Origin of the sequence: Streptomyces sp. NPDC000345 (assembly GCF_042898825.1) — a bacterium.
Taxonomy (GTDB): Bacteria; Actinomycetota; Actinomycetes; order Streptomycetales; family Streptomycetaceae; genus Streptomyces.
Map to the genome: position 1 here is coordinate 132,368 of NZ_JBIAZE010000006.1, position 17,186 is coordinate 149,553.

A 17,186-nucleotide genomic window follows, 5' to 3' on the forward strand; every position below is an offset into this window, starting at 1 on the left:
GGCCGCCGGCCGCGCGGGACCGGAGCCACGCACGGGTGTCAACGGGGACACCGCGACAACACGCACGACAGACACTCTGCAGCTGGAGGCCCCATGCACGTCGTCATCGCCTGGTGGGACAAGCGACGCACCGCCGCGGTCGGCACCGCCCGCCCACACCAGCCCGGACAGGCCGCCTTCCGCCCCGAGGGCCCCACCTCGTTCACCCATGAGTTCCCTGGCCTGCGGACCGGCCGGTGGATCACCGATCCCGCGGCGGACCTTCAGGGCCTCGCCCTGATCTGGGACTCGGCGGCCAGCGCCGAACTCTCCCTTCCGGCCGTCTCCGAGCGGACGTTCGGCTGCGCCCCCTCCCATCGGTGGGCCTTCGAACTCCGCGGCGCGCCGTCCCCGCACGGAGACGCCCCGGGCCTGCCGGCCGAACTGGAGCTCCTGCTCGCCTGAACGCCGCACCCCGGCCCCTCCACTGGCGACGCGCACGGGAGGGACGGTCCCGGAACCGACTCCCGGGGGACATGAGGGCGGGGCCGCGGGCCGACGTGCCTGCGGCCCCGCTCGGGTGTCGGGGTCAGGACGGGTCGCCGTACCGGAGGCCGCGTCCGTTGGTGCCACAGAAGCGCCCGAAGGTGTCGGGGTCGCCGGTGACGACGCCGACGCCGCCGATGCTGCCCCACTGGTGGGCGTCGTCGTTCACGCGGAGCCAGGGGGCGCCCTTGTCGGTCGAGTGGCGGCGCCTCTCACCTCGCGGCGCGGCAGCCGCTGATCAGCGGCCGGGCGACGGCGAGGGACCGTCTGCCGAGGCTTCCTGCCATGCCGCTCACGCAAGGGGCCGGCAGCCGACTTCGTGCCGTCCTCTCAGAGGTCCGGGCCGTCGGTGGCCGGCAGGAGGGCGGCCAATTCGGCGGAGTCCGGGCGGTGGACCGCCTCGGCCGCCTTGCGCAGAACGGCGCGGTCGACCTTGTCCGTGTCAGCGATGAGATGAATCACCACGCCGCCGTCGGGGACCGCGTACTCGTGGCTGTCACCCGCCTTGCGGTACCAGGCGTCGCCGTCGTGCACACAGGTGACCTGCTTGTCCCTCACCTCGCCCAGCGGCTGCTTGGGGCAGCTCTCCGCTGTCAGCGTGCCGCGACCTGCGAAGAGGCCGAACCTGGTGCCACCTTCCTCGGACAGATACGCGGCGACGAATTCGTCGCCGTACGAGCCCACCGACTGCTGGATCACGGTGTAGCCGGAGACCTTGGTGACATGGACGAGCTCCGGCGCGACGCCCCAGACGCGCGCCGCGGCGTCGAGGTCGGCGCTGCCGGCGGCCGTCCCGCCGCTCTCGTCCGCGTCGCATCCCGTCAGGAGGACTGGCAACAGGAGAAGGGGGAGCAGCGCATGCGCGGGTCGCATCATGCGCACATCCTTTCGCACAACGAGCGCCGATGGACCGGCTGACCGCCGAAATGCGTGCTCACACGCTCGCGGAGGTCAGGCGTGCACCGGCGCTGACGCAGCGCCAAGTGGCCCATTCGATGGGGCATTCAGCACCTCGGGTCTCCGCGATCGAGCACGGTGAGAGCCGGATCGCGCGGAGGCCGCGACCCTCCGGGCCTACGGGGAAGCGCTCTGCGGTCCACTGCGCGTAGGCGCCGACTTCGGGGACGCGGAGTGCACCGTCGCTCGAGGCACGCGCTCGTTCGCCGGCGTACGTCAGCGGCGTCGGGCGGCTGGACACTCAGTCGGCGCGGCTTCTGCTGCCTCGCGGCTCCGAAGCGGACAGTGCCCAAGAACCCCGCGATCGGATACCCGTCTAGCTGTCGAACGGGACCCAGGCACGTCCGCCTGCGTCGTTCGTCCCGTACCAGTAGTGCGTCATTCCCTTGATGCCGGTGGTGTGGAACGGGCGGCCGTGGTCGTCGATGCGGATCGTGCCGGTGCGGCCCTGCGAGGACCAGTCGAGTTCGAGGTACCAGCGGGCGTCGTAGGTCTGTGTCGTCGCGTCGACCAGCAGCACCTCCGGGTCCTCGGCGGAGACGCGGTAGGGGAAGTGCACAGCCGGGATGGTGCGTTCGATGTCTGCGCCGTCCTTCGGGCTGGTGACGGGGCGGTCGGCGTCGAGGTTCACGGTGAAGCGGCGCGGCGTGAGGTCGCTGCCGCAGCCCTGCCCCATGGCGTATGCGCTCCCGGCAACCGGGTTGCCGCGGCTGACGATGCGGACGTGGAGCGCTTTCAGGACCACGGCCGTCGAGGACCGCCCCTGCACGGAGATCTGCACCCTCGTATGCCGCCCGTCCACCGCGCCCTGCGTCGGCGCCCACGCCCCGGCGTCCTGCTCCACCGGCGGCGGAGGCACCTGCGCGGGTGGCTTGCCGATGACGTAGTCGTGGTCGCAGCCCTTGTCCCAGACCAGGGAGTCGGCACTCCAGGCAAGGGGCAGGCCGGTGGCCGGCTTTGCGGCCGAGGTGGGACCGCCGCCGGTGGCGGACCCGGCGGGGCTCTTCTGCCGGCCGGGTGACGCGGAGCTCCGGGAAGGAGAGGAGGAAACGGTGGCCGACGGGTTCGCCGAACCGCGGGGTGCGCCGGGAGCGGTCGTCCGCAGACCCGCGGGATGGGCGGCGTCCGCCTCGGAAGAGTGGTCGTCCCACAGGGCGGACGTGATGCCCAGAGTGGCGAGCAGCACACAGGCGACGGCGCTGGACGTCAGAACCCGTCGGCGGCGATACCAGGCGCGGGGAGCGAGGGCGGGGGCGAGGGAGGGGGAGGGGGAGGGGGAGGGGGCCGGCTCGTCCGGGTCGGGATCGTCCCCGGGCTGCTCCGCGGAGCTGCTCTCCTCGACGAGTGCGCCGTCCGGTTGCGGAACCGCCGCCGCCGAACCGGCCGTACGCACCCGCTGCCGGGCCGCCACCGCCGACAACCACAGCCGGTGCAGTTCGAGCCGCTCCTCCGGTGTCGCCTCGCAGAAGGCCGCGAGCCGCTCCACGGGCGCGAATTCCTGCGGCACCGCCTCGCCCGCGCAGTACCGGTGCAGCGTGGAGGTGTTCATGTTGAGGCGGCGGGCCAGGGAGCCGTAGCTCCGGTCCGTGCGGTCCTTCAGCCGGCGCAGCAGCGCCGCGAACTCCTCGACATCATCCCGCATCGACACCGCTCCTCCGTCGTCCGTCCGCTGTCCCGGCATCCCAGGCACTCATATCCCTGCACGTCAGATGGGCTGGGACGGTTCCAGCCCCGCCAAAGGGGCGGCAGTCGTTGCGCCGGACTCCGGTGACCGCTGATGCTCTTGGTGTCGCACCGAGCACGGCTACAGGGACCGACCGGCGTCGGGCGTTCCTCGCAGCGTCGGCCTTGCCCCTGCCGGCCAACGGCATTCGCAACTGATCATGATCCATGACTGCCCTGCCGAACGAAACCATTCAATTCTTGGAGGTCTGATGAAATCCGTCATCCGAAAGGCGGCAGGCATCGCGGGCGCGAGCGTGGCCGTCGCTGCCATGTCCCTGGCCGGCGCACCGGCAGCTCATGCCGAGGACCCTACCCAAGGCTGCCCGTACCCCTACGTCTGCTTCTACGTGGACGACGACGCCTATATCGCGGGCCGGCCGATCGCGAAGTACCGCGATGTCACCAGTTCTTACCAGACCGTCAGGTCCCGCCCGCACTACTACGTTCTGAACACCCGCAACGACGACGTGGCGTATCTGCGGCTCCAGGACGGGACCTCGATCTGCCTGAGGCCGAATTCCTCGACCATGTTCACGAACGCCTACAGCGTCACCGGGATCAGGATCTCCAGCAGTTCCACCTGCTGAATCCGCCCGGCCGGCGGACGCTCCCGTGGTTCAGCAGGGACGGGCCGGTTCCACCGTGCCGGTGGGGCGGAAGCCCGTTTCGTGACGACGCCCCGGAACGAAGGCACCGGGCGACGCCCCGGGGTGAAGACACCGGGCGACGACCCGGGGCGAAGGCACCGGGCCCACTCCCGTCCGATCGGGCCGTCTGGCCCTCCTGTCCTCGAAGGGGACGCGGGCGACGTGGACGGCAAGTCAGCACGCGCCCTCGGCCCGAACGCCGGAACCGGCCGGCGAGAGCAGCCGCATACGGACCGGAAACGGAAGACGTACATGAACAGAAGGAAGAGCACATGAACAGGAAGTCCCTCGCACACCGCCGTCCGGGCCGCCGCGCGGCGTTCGCCGCCGGCCTCGCCCTGGCTGTCGGACTTGGTCTGTCGGCCCAGACGTCGGCACAGGCGTCCGTCCATGCCCCCGCGAAGACGTCCACCGCCACAGTACGGCCGGTCAGCGGCACGCCCGGCCAGGCTGTGACCCGGGTCGCCGACTTCTACGGCGCCTACATCGACGCGAAGGGCGACTACACGGACCCGGATGTCGCGCTGGCCAGGGCGCTCCGCAACCACTACCTCACGCCCGACTTCGCCAAGCGGCTGGCGACCTGGGAGAAGAAGAATGGAGCGGACGGTGTCCTACGTGCTCAGAACGTCCCGGCGCAGTGGAGGGTGACCGACAACGGGGCCGCAGGTCACTCCCATGAGGTCATCGTCACCCTGACCTTCGGCAGCGGGGAGACGACGCGGAAGACCAAGCTCTTCGTGGTGCTGGAGCGGTACAACCACATCTCCGACATCGGCACCAGGAGCACCCGCTGACGGCGGAGCCGCTCCACCCCGGCGCCCTGTCCCGGTCGCGGGACAGGGCGCCGGGGTGGAAAGCCGACGGATGCCCTTCAGGGGGCCTGCGGGACGCCAATTTCAGGGGAGGCGCCGGGGAGACAGCCTTTCGGGCTCGTCGCCATCCATGGTCGGCGAAGAGCCCCTCCCTGCGCTGCGTGCGATCTCTGCGCCGCGTTGCGGTGTCTTGCCGTTCCCGTGGGGGGGAGGTGTACCGGAAAAGCCTGCCCCCACCAGGGAGAACCCCTCGCTCGACTTGAGCAGGAGAATGCCCAGCGGTGGTACGCCGTCGACTCCCGCGCAACGGTCGACCAAGCCATCGGTGTCCTCATCGGGCACCGACGGATCACGCCGACCGCCGGGCGCGAGGCGCTGCGCGAGCACACCGACATCGAACTGCACACGGTCGCGCAGGCCGTCATCGCCTGGCTGCTGAGCCGGCCGCTGCCGGCGAGGGTGGGCCGGGAGCGGCACGGGTGGTGCAGAGACGTTCGCCTCACACGGCAGAGAGACACCGGACCCCACCGATCACGCTTCTGGCACGAATCCGGCACGCGACAACTGATCACCGCGCACAACGAAAAGGCCCGGGTCGATGACCTGGGCCTCAATCCTGGAGCGGGTGACGAGAATCGAACTCGCGCTCTCAGCTTGGGAAGCTGATGTTCTACCATTAAACTACACCCGCGTAAGACGCCGGTTCGGGCCGGTGTCCGATTGCCCCGTCACTGTACAACATCCTGGACCCCCGGCGCTGGAGCCGAGGGGTCCGTGTGCGTTTCAGGGGGTGGGATCCCGCTGCGGGCGGCTGGAGTTGGGGCGTACGGTGGGGGTACGGGAGAGGGGGCGGGCGGGGTCGGAGTGCCGCCTGGAGGGTCGTCCCGTTCGTCCCGTAATGTGGCTTTCGTTGTCCGGCGAGCAGCAGCCGGACGCGGCTCTTGGGGAAGGGACTCTAGGACTTGATGGAGCGCACCGTCGTCCGTTGTGCCGATGGGCACGTGTTCAGTACCGCGACGTTCCCGATGCAGCAGGCCGAGCGGCTCGGCCCCGGACGGCTCGTCCGGTGTCCGCGATGTGCCCGGCTCCGCAGCGCGGTGCCGGTGATCCTCGCGAAGCGGTAGGGACAGCAGCGGTCTGGCGCGCGGAGTCGTCCTGATTGCGGGGGCTCCGCGCGTCTTGCGTATCCTCGGGGCGTGCTTCTCTCAGACAAGGACATCCGGGCCGAGATCGACGCCGGGCGGGTACGGATCGATCCCTACGACGAATCCATGGTGCAGCCGTCGAGCATCGACGTGCGCCTCGACCGCTTCTTCCGGGTGTTCGAGAACCACCGCTACCCCCACATCGACCCCTCCGTGGAGCAGGCGGACCTGACCCGGCTCGTGGAGCCGGAGGGAGACGAACCGTTCATCCTGCACCCCGGTGAGTTCGTGCTCGCGTCGACGTACGAGGTCATCACCCTTCCCGACGATCTCGCCTCGCGGCTGGAGGGCAAGAGCTCGCTCGGCCGGCTCGGGCTCGTCACGCACTCCACGGCAGGCTTCATCGACCCCGGCTTCTCCGGGCACGTCACCCTGGAGCTGTCCAACCTCGCGACGCTCCCCATCAAGCTCTGGCCCGGTATGAAGATCGGCCAGCTGTGCATGTTCCGGCTCAGCTCGCCGGCCGAGCATCCCTACGGCAGTGAGCAGTACGGCTCCCGGTATCAGGGGCAGCGCGGGCCCACCGCCTCGCGGTCCTTCCTCAACTTCCATCGGTCCCGGGTGTGAGGGTGGCGGCGTGAGCGGAGCGGACGGGCGGGAGAATCTCTCCTACGAGCGGTTCGGCGTCGCCGTACGTGAGCTCGCGCAGGCCATCGCCGACGACGGGTACGAGCCCGATGTCGTGCTCAGCATCGCCCGCGGAGGCGTCTTCGTCGCCGGTGGGCTCGCTTATGCCCTCGACTGCAAGAACATCCACCTGGTCAACGTGGAGTACATTGGGCTGGCTGCATAGCACGCAGCGTCTGAGCTTGGCAAACGAGCAGATGAAAGTATCTTTGTGTCAACTTTGATCTTGGTGTTCGTGTGCGTTAATCGTCGCTGATCATGGCTCATGTGCTGACCTGGTGCTGAGTGCTCAGTGCCCACGCGTCCCGAACCAAGGGGTCTGGGTGCGCTCGTGGTCGGACCTCGCATGCCGGCTTCGTCACCTGTAGGCGTGCACTGAGCGGGCGCCGTCCGAAAAGTCGTGCGCACATAACGCTTGATGTCCGACAATCGCCTTCTGAACAGGGAGGCGCGATGGTTTCGGACATGAAGTTTGAGGACGGCACGCTGCTGCGGCTGAGGTCACCGGAGCCGGGAGGCGTGCCGCCCGTGTCCCTGATGCCGGGCCTTGGCGCACACCGCTTGGCAGTCCGCGTCGAGGTTGAACGGCTCGACGTCGCCGAAGCCGTCAACCAAGCCATGTTCTCAGGAGAGCTGCGGGCTGCGGGTGGCCTCGGCTGGATTGGGTCGTTCCTTACAACGTCAGTGCCGCTGCGGACCAAGGCCGGCCGAGTGTCCGTGGACCTGATCGTCCCGCTCATCTCCGAGCAGGTTCTGGAGCTGGAGAGGCACCGCAATGGCCAGGACATGGCAGTTCTGCTCGATGTGGAGGGTGCGTTGCCTCAGAGCTCCGGGCACCCGTTCGCCCATATCCAGGAGGAGCGGCGGATCCCGGCCAGTGTCTGGGAGAACCAGATCGAGCAGCTGGGCCTCGCCGTGTCCTTCACCGTCACCGTGCCACTGCCGATGAACGGTGGCCCGCTCGCCACCGCTGCGAAGCACTTGCGGACCGCGGACCGGCAGATTACGGCCGGCGAGTACCCAGACGCGATCCGGGAGACCCGGCTGGCCGTGGGCGCTATGCGCAAGCTGAACATCTGGCCGCAGAACGGCAGCAAGAAGCGTGACGACCAGGACCAGGACGACCGGTACGGCGTCATCCTCGACCGGCTCACAGACCAGGCGGACGCATACGCTGACCTGGTTCAGGCTGTCTTCACCCAGGGCAGTGGCCCGCAGCACAACGACGGCGCGATCGGCAGTGCCTCGTGGGTGCGATCGGACGCTATCGCGCTCAACGGCATGGCGGCTTCACTCCTGTACCGGCTTGCTGAGACGGTCCGGACCGGAGGCGTTCGGTAGCCCGATCGGCGTCGTCATCCATCGCCCATCAGCCTTGCAGGCACCATGCGGGGTCTCGATGAGCCCAGCTCCTGTCTGGCTGCCGTCAGGAAGGCCTGTACGGCAGACCACAGCGTCGGGCAGGGCGCCGGTCGGACGGATGGAAAAGCACCGGCCACCGGGCTCTTCGCCGAATAGGGTGCCAACATGGCACGTTCCTGGACTCGACTGCACGAGTACCTTGGTCACCCGCCGGGGCCTCTGACGTACGACATGGTCGTTGAGGCCGTACAGCGCAAGCTAGGGGAGAGCGACGACCTGGACTGGAAAGAGATGGTCCCAGAAGAGGCCAAGGTCAAGGGCGAGTGGAACGAGTTCGCAAAGGACGTCGCCGCCATGGCCAACACCCGAGGCGGCCTTCTCGTATACGGCGTGAGCGACGCCGTGGAGCTGGTCGGCGTCGACCTGGACCAGATCGACGACAAGAAGCTGGGCCAGTGGCTCCGCGTCCACCTGCAGCCCGTCGTGACAGGGGTGAGCTACCTGAAATTGCCAGCCACCGACGGAAGCGGCATCGACGTCTTCGTCGTCGACGTGCCTGCCAGTGAGACAGCGCCGCACTTCCTCTACGGGTGGCAGCAGAAAGACAAGGATAAAACCACGTTCAACGCGCCCTTCCGGCACCGCGACGATACCGCGTACATGCCCGAGCACCAGGTCGCTGCGGCCTACCGGGCCCGCTTCGCCCGCGAGCGTGCCGCCGAGGCCGCCTTGGATGAACACGTCCAGCACACCACTGACCTCATCTCAGGGGAGAACGACAACCCGGCGGCATGGCTAGTCGTCGTCGCACGACCCACCCGCCCACTGCCCCGTACCATCCCTGCCCCCACGCGGGCAGAAGTCAAATACGTCATAGCACAAAGCGTGAAGCGCGCAGAGAGGGCGCTCAGCCGTGCGGTCCCTCTGCGGCGGCTTCTGGGCCCGCAGCTCCTCCCCGACCTCCTCGACAACAACCCCGGTCGCGGTCTACGCCGCTGGGTGGAAACCAACATGCTCGTGCCAGCCCGCGCCACGAGCCGCCGAGGAGTACTCGTCGAACTGCACCATGACGGCAGCGTCGTCACCGCAGTCGACCTCTCCTACAAGGCCCCCCACGACGGCATGCCAGGGTCGAGCGTCCTGCCTGTCTCCTGCCCAGCGCTCATCAACGCGGTCTTCGAGAGCGTGGCCCTGGCTCACGAATACCGCTTGGCCTTGCGGGGAGACAACCCCATCGACCTCCGCGCAGTCCTCACGATGCTCCCCGAGGCCGATAAAACTGTTCGGCTGGCGCCCGTGGTGGTCGAGCTCGGCCGTCTGGCGATAGCTGAGGGGGGACGCCGGCCGAAGAAAGTTCAACCGGCTGACGGAGAGCTGGCGCCCTTCATCGACGATGAAGCGCTCGTCGCGGCGGCAACTGAACTCGCTGAGGGACTGCTGCATCAGTTCGGCATGAACATTCTCGGGGACTAGCCTCGGAGGATTGCGTACGTCCCCCGCGGCCGGCTTCTCAGGCAGTGGGAGGTGTTAAGTAACTAGACACCTCGTCCCAAGGAGAGGGCTGCAACTCCGGCAGCACCTGTTAGCAGGACCTGCGGTTTCCTGTCATTCCTCAGAGTGCACGGAACTAGCGACGTAACTGGTGCGACCGTGACCAGGTTTTCCATCTCATGCTCAGACCACAAATCGAAGAGCGAGACCAATGAGTTCGCCCCGGAAGTAATCAGAAACTCCCTACCAGTTCCTGAGGGTACCGTCGTCATGGCGCGAACCGTTCCGACATTGAGTTTTCGATAGCACTCCCCACTCTTCACATCGAAGATTTTAACCTCACTAGTCCCATAAGGGCTTTCTGTCGTGGCCAGCATTACTTGGCCGCCACCGTCACAGACACTCGTCATGGTCCCGACGGCGCCCGTGGGGAAGGAGTTGAGCACTCTAGCCTGACTCGGGCTCCAAATATGCACGCGCGCATTCTTGGAAGGGGGATCTGAGACAGCAATCAAAAACCCATCGCTTCCTACTTCACCGATTTCACAAAAGGATCCCACTGCCACACCATGGAGCCGATGCAGAAGCTGGCCAGATTCCGGGTTCCACACCGCGATTTCTTCGCCGAAACGCTCACAAATGGCGGCAATCTGGGGTTCGTCGGAGCTCAAAGACCGCAGCTGCCGGATCCTTCCACAATAGACGCTACTAGCTTTCATTCCCGTGACAGGGTCCCAGATTTCCACGCAGCGTTCTACTATGGTGCCCGGCATGTAAAGAGGATAAGTTGCGAGGTACTCCTTTCCCTTCGCGATGAAGGCGCACATACTCGCGATGGGTCCAGTCGAAACCCTTGAGCGAATCACTCCACTGGATGAGTCGCGTACTTCTACAGTCTCAGGCCAGGATTGGGAAGTGGCAAAGGCGTAACGTCCGATGGCTGCGACAATTGGCCATCCTTTGAAATCTTCCTTTTCTGCTTCTAGGGGCGCGGAAGGGTTCCAGTCCGCCCACTCTGGGGTAATCCAACCGGTTAGTGGGGGTGACGAGCCACCGAGAGCAGTAAGATGAAATGCATGGCTGCCTCGTTGTGATACCGTGTCAATTCCGTGAAGATGCTTTTCTAGCCGAGACCATGCGTACAGCGACCGGTTCTTTGGTTGCGGAGTCTGCGCCCCTAGATAGGAACCGACCAACCGGCTGGTCTCCCACTCAAGAAAAGCTATGGGAACGTGTGAGTCATCCAGCACCTTCCCGCGAGCCGCATGCTGAACGAGATATCTTCTTATGTAAGGGTGCGGGGCATAAGGGAGGTGTTTCCTTACCAGGTCACTAAGAGCTGTTGTGATAACTGCATGGATTGCTGTCGCTTTGTCTGTATCCGTTTCGTGGTCTCGTTCCGTGAGAAAGGATCGGAAAGTTCCCTGCTTGAGTTCTTCCGAGATCCTTTCGTGACCTGGGCGGTAGACTAGACGCTCATCTGACACGTATGTAGCCATGTAACCTGATAGGCGACTCGAGCGAAGCATCTTAAGCACTCGGTCGACATCATGAGTCCCGCCTGGATGAATCGCTCTATATACCGTCGGCCAAACATCGGACCAGGGAAGTCCATCGCCGCACGAAAAGGCTGTGGCCTGCAAGCCGGCAAGCAGATCCTTTGAAGGAATACCGGAGTTCTCCGCCACTTCCTCTACGTCTGAGTAGAGAAGAGACACTGTGCCATCTTGCAGCGTGGCGAGCCATCGCTTATCTTTTACATCCTGAATGTATGGAGCCCTACGAGCTTTGTCGGCAGCAAGTCGTGCGTTCAAAAACGAAGGTGCAACTTTTTGTGCAATTATTGCGGCCACCTCGCGAGCGGCAAGCTCCTTTCGCCTGTAGGGCGAACCTTCGTGTCGCCTGTCCATCAACAGGCGAAATGCATAATTCACGATCTCTGAGGTACTCTCATTTCCGTCAGTGCGAAGTACGAGGGTGGGTACCTCCTCCCAATCGCTTATGATGCCGAGTTCGGGCCCATCAAGTGACGCGTCTACGTCAAGCGCAGTGAGCGACCGCTTCGGCGGTTTATTAATGGCCAGTGCTATATCTTCGACAAGGCTCTTATGGTTTCCCTTCTCGCCCGGGGCACCCCTCGGCCTCGGGCTTCTTACCCCTAGAAGTGCGCGAACGAGCTGCCTTTCTCCGCTTTCGCGTCGCATCAGGGGAACCAATAGCTCGGTAATGACTCCTTCCGGGTCCATGGCCTCATCCACACCATCGATCACAATTGCTATTGGACGCTTCAGGATGTTCTGGGCGAACCCGATAATGTCCTCGAGTGCTGCGGGAATTGATTCGGATATTTCTCCGATAATTCCTCTTATGGCTTCACGGACCTCTGCCGTGATTGCAGCGGAGCTTTTGTTCCTAGCCAAGACTGCTACGTCGACTTCGGGGAAGTGCTTTGATTTCGACTCAAGCGGTATTTGACCGGCGACTGCCTGTCTTACTCGTTCATGACCATGAACCACGATTTGTGACAAGATAGCGGATTTCCCCGAGCCGGCTTCGCCGGTGATTACGCAAACGCCTTCACCTGTCTCAAGGAACTTACTAGCTGACTCAACAAGTCGTTGTCGTCCCGTGAAATACCAACTCGGGTCGTCGTCGTTGGCACTGCCAGATGCACGAGAGATCCAGTAGCTTGGAGCAGTAAGCTGCAAATCCTTCTCAGTGATTATCGATGGCTTCGACTCGCTGGAGGAATTTCGCCTTGCCCAGTATCCAGGATTGGGCAAGCAGGGGGTCGGCGTCTCATTTCGACTTCTCGGCCAAACCCAGTTAACGGAGATCAGATCACTGCGGTCGCGTGCGATGTCGCGCAGGATCTGTTCCCACTCTTGAAATGAGATGTTCGGGTTGGCAAAACCGCTTACCTCATCCGAGATGCGATCCAGAGCCAGCCGAATCACTTCGGTAAACTCACCTACCTTTGGCTTGTCGGTAAAGTCTCCGCTTGTTACGACGGCCAGAGTGTCCATCTTGTGACGGTCACCAGACAAATCTTGAAGATGCGAGGCTAGCTCTCTATCGAGAGTCCCTGCGTAGCAGGAATCGACCAGAATGAGGATGTGTTCGGCTTCGGAATCCAGGATTGCGCCTATAAGTTCGGCTGTAGGGAACGCTGTAGAAAGAGGCTTGGATTCTTCAGATTTGGGGAGGAGGAGGAAATGGCGACTGGCATTTCCGCGCATGCCGTGGCCGGTGATATAGACAACCAGTACATCCTCTGCCTGGCACTCATAGAGGCGGTTGGCCTCGGCAAATGTGCGTATATCTTGCTTATCCTGTAGCGCTTTTGGCTTCAGTACGTCGAATCGCACATCCGAGTCAATAGATTCATTTGCGAACCATGACTCGATTGTGGCGACTTGCTTGTCGATAGTTTCCTTGAACCATTGGGTTTCGTCAGGATATTCGCGTACTGCGATGCAGACTAGACGGCGGTGCGTAAAGTCTTCAGGAGAAAATGGTGACTCGGGCAGCAAGTCTAAATTCCAGCTTGTGTTGTCAACAGGGACCCCACTGCGGGCTGCCGTAGATACATGACGGCGGCATGTGGATCCCGCAGGCCGTTGCGCACTTTCACATTTTGCACTGATTCCCCCGTCAGTCCTTGGCCGCCAGTCACTGCATCAGCTGTGTCGTAGAGGTTGTGCCAAATGGCCTGCATATCGACGGCTGCTTGCCCATAACCCAACATTCTATGCACGGTGGGCCATGAAAGAGGTGAGCCAAATGTTATGATTTGCCGTCGACTTCCGTTGTCGAGCGATTCTGGAAATAGCTCGCCTCGCTGGGCCATATCGTAAGCCACTACGCTCCCGAGCGAGTGCGCGAAAACGATTTGCGTCTCGGGGGAAATTGTTGCGGCTACCACATTACGGATTTCCTCCGAGAGCTCGGCATTTGTGAGGTAGCGATACACTTGCCGGAGGATGTATAGCAGATACTTTCCGGTATTCCTGCCAAATTTCCGGTCGACTCGGACTAGCAAGCGCGCAACCTTGCCTGGGATGGCGGGAAGCCCTAGCTCTCTTGCTGAATTTTCATCTACGTCTATGCCTTGAAATATGCTAGAGCTCAAAACTTCCTCGATGAAGAGCTCTTCGTCAAGGGACAGGGCAGTTTCCTGGTTTGTAGGTCCGAGCCGGCCGTCAGGACGGTGGAACGAGCTTCCGTAGAACGCCATCTTGAGGCTCGGAACCCTTTGAGACCTGCCAGATCGCTCGACGCCGCGCAGCATGGCAAGGTGCCAGGCTTCTTCGAGTGCTGAAGATGTCGTCTTGTGCTGGCCGATTCCATGGATGCCAACTACAGCAGAGCACATGAGTACCCTTCCCTCCCGTTTGGGTAGATGATGCCGCACCCCGATTGCTCCTGTCTCGGACTCTGACCTTGCCTGTATGCCTCGCTGTAGCGAGGAGGCCGCACTGGGGTCGTGCTAGCCAGCCGAACCTCGATACCGTCGTAGTCGTGTCTGGCGTGCGTTGGGTTGGTCACCTGTAAGCGTGCGCTGGTTGATCGCGCGCGACTAGGGGAGCTGGTACGGGCATGGCGGTTGACGCTGCTAGCACGGATGAGGGGTTCACGTCGGCTAGGGCTGCGCGGGTGTTACGTGCCGCGTGCCGGACGGCGGGGCTCGATGACAGGGGTGCGGAGCTGATCCGCTTCGGGGAGAATGCGCTGTTCCGGCTGGCCTCGGTGCCGGTGGTTGTGCGTATCGCGCGGGGCGAGGAGTGGGTGTCTACGGCCCGCAAAGAGGTGGCTGTGGCCCGGTGGTTGGCGGCGGAGGGGTTCTCGGCTGCGCGCATTGTTGAGGATGTGGAACAGCCGCTCTTGACCGAGGGTCACCCGGTGACGTTCTGGCATCTGATCGTTGAGGGTGACCGTAAGGCGACGTACGGGGAGCTGGGCGGCATCCTGCGGGATCTGCACTCGCTGACCGTTCCTGCCGGCCTTGGTCTGCCGTCGTTCGATCCCTTCGGGAAGCAGGAACTGCGGATCGACAAGGCTGCGATCCCGGAGGATGACCGGGCCTTCCTGCGGAAGCGGTGGCGGGAGCTGCGGGACAAGTACGCGGAGCTGCGGTTTGAGTCGCCCAAAGGGCCGGTGCACGGGGATGCGCATGTGCAGAACCTCATGGTTGATGATCAGGGGCGCGTGGTCCTGATCGACTTCGAGGCGTTCTGCTTCGACCATCCTGAGTGGGATCTCATGGTGACTGCGGTGGAGCATCACAGCCTCGGCTGGCAGACCGACGCGCAGTACGCCGATTTCGTCGCGGCGTACGGGCGAGACCTATACGACTGGCAGGGGTACGAGACCCTGCGCGGGCTGCAAGAGTTCGGCATGACCACGTGGCTCATGCAGAACGTTCGGGAGAACGAGGAGACCGAGGCTGAGTACCGGCGGCGTATCGCCGGCCTCCGGGATGACCAGGCGCCTCGGGACTGGCGGCCCTGGTAGTCGTTACTCGTTGTCGTCCAGGCGGGCGAACGCGTCGCGTACCTTCTCGTTAAATGCGGCTACGGCAGGGCTCGTCGCGTGCACGCCGATCTCGTGCTGAAAGTCGGTGACGTAGCGCTGGAAGCGTGAGGACTGAAGGGAGTCGCCGCCCTCGACTGCGAGGCTCGCGGTGGTTAGGGCGGCTTCGACCTCGCCGTTGAGTAGCTGGCTCTGAGCCAGCACCATGCGGCAGAAACCGAGCGTTCGGGCGTACTTCGGGTCGGTGCTGTCCACGGCTCGCTGGGCCTGGTCGACGGCTTCGCGTCGCATCTTGAGGTCGCGGAAGCAGTGGCAGAGTTCGCCCATGAGTTCGGCTTCGTCGAAGTAGGCGAGCCATGCCGGGTCCTCGGCGGTGTCGGCCTGCTCGAAATGCCGGGCGGCTTCGTTCATGGCTCGGGTGGCTGCGATGCGGTCGCCAGCGTTCGAGAGGGCGCGGGCCTCCATGGCGGAGTAGTTCGCCATGGCGCGTGGGGTGGCTCGTCCTTTGGCGCCCTCGACGGCTGCACGGGCGAGCTGGGTGGCTTGGGCGTGGTGGCCCAGGTAGTTCGCCTGGTGGCTGAGATTGCCCAGGATCCGCGCGCCAAACATGCGATCGTCGATGACCTGGGACAGGCGCAGCGTGGACGTGAGATAGCGGTGGGCAAGTCGGTGGTTGCCGGTGTCGTACGCGGTCCAGGCAAGTAACTGGGAGACCTCGGCTGCGGCGCCGAACAGGGCCGTTCCCACCTTGGCGCTGTAGCTCACGCTCAGCAGCGGCAGGACCTCGTAGCGGAAGTAATGGCGTAACGCCCGGTGGCCGTGGCCTCCGCCGTACTTGAAGTCGAGCTGCATGAAGGTGGCGGCGGCGTCCCGGATGGCGCGGACGTCGCGCATACCGACGCGCTGTTGCGCCGGCCGGTCGGCCTCGATGCCGTCGGGACGGGCAATCATCCATGACAGGACTGCGGAGCTGAGGTCTGCGTCCGCGATGATCAGCCGGTCCGTCGTAGGCGCGTCCGCGCGCTCCTGGGCGAGGCCGTCAAGAACATCAAGGGCTTCCGGGAGCGTGCTGGGGTAGCCGGTCGGCTTCGGTGCGCTGGCCCTGGTGTGGTCGAAGAAGCCGAGATCGCCGGGAGAGACTCGTCGTCCGAGCTTGGCCGTGAGAACGTCCGCCATAACCGCTGCCGTCTCGGGCTTGATGCCTGAGCCGTCGCGCCATCGCTGCACGGCGATGTGTGTTGTCCCGAGACTGGTGCCGCGCTGGGCGGCGGCGTCCTGCATGCGCTTGGCCAGTCCCTTGTTCGAGACCTGGGCTTCGGCCATGACTGCGATCAGTTGCGCGTTCGGCTCCCGGCTCATGCTCCCCTGCCAACCCGAGAATGACGGCGAGTGTTCATCCTGTCACAGGAGTTTCGCCTAAGGGGGTTCATTGGTGAACCCCCTCTGTCTTTGCCGGTGTTCATGTGAACCCCCTGGTGAACGCTGCCGGTCGCGCCCGTCTGCCCGTGTACTGGCTTGCGTGATGCAAGCGGTGCCATGAGGGGTCGTACCGGGCCCGGAGAGGGACGTAATGGAGGCAAGAAGTACCGAACGCCTTGCGCGCGAAGTGGATGCGTTCGATCACTGGTTCGCGGCGCCGGATCCGTCCAACGGCGGGCACTTCCTGATGGCCTCGCTGTTCGCTGAGTCACCGAACACGGGCCGGGTCGCTCGTGACATGACAACTGTGTTCCTGACGGACGCGGGCGCGGGTGAGTTCGTGGATGACGCCCGGCTGGTCGTGTCCGAACTCGTCGGCAACGTGGTGAACCATGCCGTGCCGGAACGCGGCCTCGCTCGTCCTGGTGGTGCTCGGCGAATCGACCTGACGTTCAAGGTCTGGCCCAAGTGGGTGTTCGTCGGTATCGCGGATGAGGATTCCTCGCCCCCGCTTCTGCCGCTGGGAGACGCCTTCTCGCCCGGTCTGGCGGGTGAGCTGTCGGAAGCGGTCCTGCCGGACAACGGCCGTGGACTGTTCATCGTCCAGCGCCTGGCCTCGTCTGTCTGGTGGCGTCCTGGCGATCAGGGCGGCAAGACCATCTGGTGCCGCTTCGACCGTGACGGCGGTGCCACCAAGCGAAAACCCTGCTGACTCCGGGCCGTCACCCCTGCCACTCCCACGCGATCGGGAGAGGACGACGGCCCGGCCCCGGCTGGAGGTGACCACTCCGGCCAAGAGGTGCGGCCCCTCGCCGGGGCTCTCCCAATCCCCTGAGTGAGGGGTCGCACTTCACAACCCAATACCGAGACCGGGCCACCCC

At 64.5% G+C, this 17,186-nt stretch carries 14 protein-coding genes, 1 tRNA gene and 1 pseudogene; 9 read left to right on the forward strand and 7 right to left on the reverse strand.

Translation table 11 applies throughout. From position 1 onward, the window contains the following. The first annotated feature begins 93 nt into the window (after positions 1 to 93). Positions 94 to 444, forward strand: a complete 351-nt coding sequence (locus tag ACFY30_RS16365; protein WP_390845862.1) for a hypothetical protein — start codon at positions 94 to 96, stop codon at positions 442 to 444. A gap of 124 nt (positions 445 to 568) precedes the next feature. On the opposite strand, the gene ACFY30_RS16370 is transcribed toward ACFY30_RS16365, so the two are convergent. The 3 genes from ACFY30_RS16370 to ACFY30_RS16380 all read right to left on the reverse strand — a co-directional run bounded on the left by ACFY30_RS16370 (position 569) and on the right by ACFY30_RS16380 (position 3,124). After that, positions 569 to 694 (reverse strand): hypothetical protein, encoded by a 126-nt coding sequence (locus tag ACFY30_RS16370; protein WP_390845863.1) that lies wholly within the window; start codon positions 692 to 694, stop codon positions 569 to 571. Between the two features lie 161 nt (positions 695 to 855). Beyond that, a complete protein-coding gene (locus ACFY30_RS16375; RefSeq protein ID WP_390845864.1) occupies positions 856 to 1,401 on the reverse strand; it encodes a hypothetical protein in 546 nt (181 codons plus the stop codon). A gap of 397 nt (positions 1,402 to 1,798) precedes the next feature. Beyond that, positions 1,799 to 3,124 (reverse strand): helix-turn-helix domain-containing protein, encoded by a 1,326-nt coding sequence (locus tag ACFY30_RS16380; protein ID WP_390845865.1) that lies wholly within the window; start codon positions 3,122 to 3,124, stop codon positions 1,799 to 1,801. 292 nt (positions 3,125 to 3,416) lie between these two features. Here ACFY30_RS16380 and ACFY30_RS16385 point away from each other — a divergent pair, with 292 nt between their 5' ends. Then, the gene (locus ACFY30_RS16385; RefSeq protein ID WP_390845866.1) at positions 3,417 to 3,794 is read left to right on the forward strand and encodes a hypothetical protein; all 378 of its coding nucleotides are present in this window, start codon (positions 3,417 to 3,419) and stop codon (positions 3,792 to 3,794) included. Positions 3,795 to 4,126: 332 nt separating this feature from the next. Then, positions 4,127 to 4,651: a hypothetical protein gene (locus ACFY30_RS16390; RefSeq protein ID WP_390845867.1), complete on the forward strand. Its 525-nt coding sequence runs from the start codon at positions 4,127 to 4,129 to the stop codon at positions 4,649 to 4,651. Between the two features lie 635 nt (positions 4,652 to 5,286). Here ACFY30_RS16390 and ACFY30_RS16395 read toward each other — a convergent pair. Continuing rightward, positions 5,287 to 5,360, reverse strand: a tRNA-Gly gene (locus ACFY30_RS16395). A gap of 505 nt (positions 5,361 to 5,865) precedes the next feature. Between ACFY30_RS16395 and dcd the strand changes: the two genes are divergently transcribed. From dcd to ACFY30_RS16415, 4 genes and pseudogenes are all read left to right on the forward strand, one after another. Beyond that, positions 5,866 to 6,441: a dCTP deaminase gene (gene dcd / locus ACFY30_RS16400; protein WP_390845868.1), complete on the forward strand. Its 576-nt coding sequence runs from the start codon at positions 5,866 to 5,868 to the stop codon at positions 6,439 to 6,441. A gap of 10 nt (positions 6,442 to 6,451) precedes the next feature. Beyond that, positions 6,452 to 6,649: pseudogene (locus ACFY30_RS16405) on the forward strand (phosphoribosyltransferase); the annotation flags it as partial. Between the two features lie 305 nt (positions 6,650 to 6,954). Next, positions 6,955 to 7,842: a hypothetical protein gene (locus ACFY30_RS16410; RefSeq protein WP_390845869.1), complete on the forward strand. Its 888-nt coding sequence runs from the start codon at positions 6,955 to 6,957 to the stop codon at positions 7,840 to 7,842. Between the two features lie 186 nt (positions 7,843 to 8,028). Then, positions 8,029 to 9,336, forward strand: coding sequence for a helix-turn-helix domain-containing protein (locus ACFY30_RS16415; RefSeq protein WP_390845870.1), 1,308 nt, complete (start codon positions 8,029 to 8,031; stop codon positions 9,334 to 9,336). Positions 9,337 to 9,398: 62 nt separating this feature from the next. On the opposite strand, the gene ACFY30_RS16420 is transcribed toward ACFY30_RS16415, so the two are convergent. Continuing rightward, positions 9,399 to 12,722, reverse strand: a complete 3,324-nt coding sequence (locus ACFY30_RS16420) for an AAA family ATPase (protein ID WP_390845871.1) — start codon at positions 12,720 to 12,722, stop codon at positions 9,399 to 9,401. 167 nt (positions 12,723 to 12,889) lie between these two features. Beyond that, a complete protein-coding gene (locus ACFY30_RS16425; protein ID WP_390845872.1) occupies positions 12,890 to 13,729 on the reverse strand; it encodes a hypothetical protein in 840 nt (279 codons plus the stop codon). A 224-nt stretch (positions 13,730 to 13,953) separates the two neighbouring features. Between ACFY30_RS16425 and ACFY30_RS16430 the strand changes: the two genes are divergently transcribed. Further along, complete coding sequence (locus ACFY30_RS16430) at positions 13,954 to 14,868, forward strand: aminoglycoside phosphotransferase family protein (RefSeq protein WP_390845873.1); 915 nt, start codon at positions 13,954 to 13,956, stop codon at positions 14,866 to 14,868. 3 nt (positions 14,869 to 14,871) lie between these two features. On the opposite strand, the gene ACFY30_RS16435 is transcribed toward ACFY30_RS16430, so the two are convergent. After that, entirely contained in the window at positions 14,872 to 16,245 is a 1,374-nt protein-coding gene (locus ACFY30_RS16435; RefSeq protein ID WP_390845874.1) for a sporulation protein, read from the reverse strand. A 211-nt stretch (positions 16,246 to 16,456) separates the two neighbouring features. Here ACFY30_RS16435 and ACFY30_RS16440 point away from each other — a divergent pair, with 211 nt between their 5' ends. After that, a complete protein-coding gene (locus ACFY30_RS16440; protein WP_390845875.1) occupies positions 16,457 to 17,017 on the forward strand; it encodes an ATP-binding protein in 561 nt (186 codons plus the stop codon). The last annotated feature ends 169 nt before the right edge of the window (positions 17,018 to 17,186 follow it).